The 1,329-nt window shown below is 67.0% G+C and carries 1 protein-coding gene; it reads right to left on the bottom strand.

The genetic code is table 11. From position 1 onward, the window contains the following. Window positions 1–31 precede the first annotated feature (31 nt). The gene (locus ACFWV3_RS45695) at window positions 32–1,198 is read right to left on the bottom strand and encodes an ISAs1 family transposase (protein ID WP_382420665.1); all 1,167 of its coding nucleotides are present in this window, start codon (window positions 1,196–1,198) and stop codon (window positions 32–34) included. Window positions 1,199–1,329 lie beyond the last annotated feature (131 nt).

The raw sequence follows: 1,329 nt of genomic DNA, 5'->3' as shown, positions 1-1,329 counted from the left end.
GGCAGGGTCCCGGCAAAGTCATTTTGGCTTGTCAGGTGGGGATTCCGAGGAGTTGGAGTGGTCGGGTGGGGTTGCGGGCCATGGCTCGTAGCCCTGCTGCGATGTTGGTGTGTCCGTGGAGGCGTAGTGCGCTGATGGCGAGGTTGCGCAGGCTGGCCATGGGGCGAGGTCCGCTGCCGGTGCGGATGCGAGATGAGTCTTCGCCGTAGGTGACGTCGCGGACCCAGTGCAGACGGTTCTCGATGCCCCAGTGGCCGCGGATGTAGTGGTGGATGTCGCGTGGGTGGGCGTGCCGGGGTGGCAGGTTGGTGACGCCGAGCGCGGTGCGCGCGGAGCGGATGCCGGTGGAACGGCAGGTTGTGTAGCGCTCGATCAGGAACGCGTGGGTGACGTAGGGGAAGTCGACGACCGGATGGCCGACGTAGTCGCCCAGGGGTGTGACCTGCACTGTCCGGCGTTCTGCCCGGCCGTGTCCGGACTCGCTGAACTCCAGCCGAGGGATCGTGTGCCAGGGCAGGGCGTCGAGTTGTGAGTAGACCAGTTGCAGGTTGGTTTTGACCGTGAACAGGTAGAACGCCTTGCGGTAGTGCAGGAACAAGGCGTGGTCACGGGTGGTGTGCAGGGCGTCCGCGGTGATCACCATGCCTGCGAGATCCAGCTGGTCGAGTAGTGGTTCGAAGGCTGCGCGTTCGTGGCCGCTGGACACGTGCAGCTGGGCGGCGACGGTGCCGGTGTCGTGACGTAACGCCGCGACCAGATGCACCCCGCTGCCGCCCGTTCGGCCGAAGGTGCCCGCGACCGACTTCCCGTCGACCGCGACCGCGCGCGGCGGATCGGCCGGCTCGCGTTCAGGAACATGCTGGTCCAGCCATGCGCTGACCAGCTCGTCCATCCGATCACCGTCCACTCGCGACATCACCCGGCGCAGGGTCGACTCGTCCGGGGCCACATGCCGTTTCCGGCGGTGGTCGAACCTGACGCCGAGGCATTCGAGGACGCGTTGTGGCGCGTCCGCGGCCCATTCGCCGATCGCGGTGAACGACCGTGCGCCGGCCGCGACCGCCGCCGCGGCCAACAGAAAGATCGAGGCGAACGAATGCCGAACACCCCGCCGGGCGCGCGGGTCCGGCACACGACCGACGAACTCACGCAGGTCAGCGACTCGATCATCAGTTATCTGGGCCAGCCGATCCAGCACAGCGGGAATCGGGCAAGCTGACACGGCGGGCACGGCACTCCCACAAGATCATGCGACTTAGACACTCACATGATCAACGAGCGCCGTGCCCGCCTTGCGTCCAGGTGAAACGACTTTGCCGAAGCCCTGCC

It is taken from the genome of Lentzea sp. NPDC059081 (assembly GCF_042738015.1).
GTDB lineage: Bacteria > Actinomycetota > Actinomycetes > Mycobacteriales > Pseudonocardiaceae > Lentzea.
Note: the sequence above shows the minus strand (reverse complement) of the source record. Positions and strands in the feature narration are given on the sequence as shown.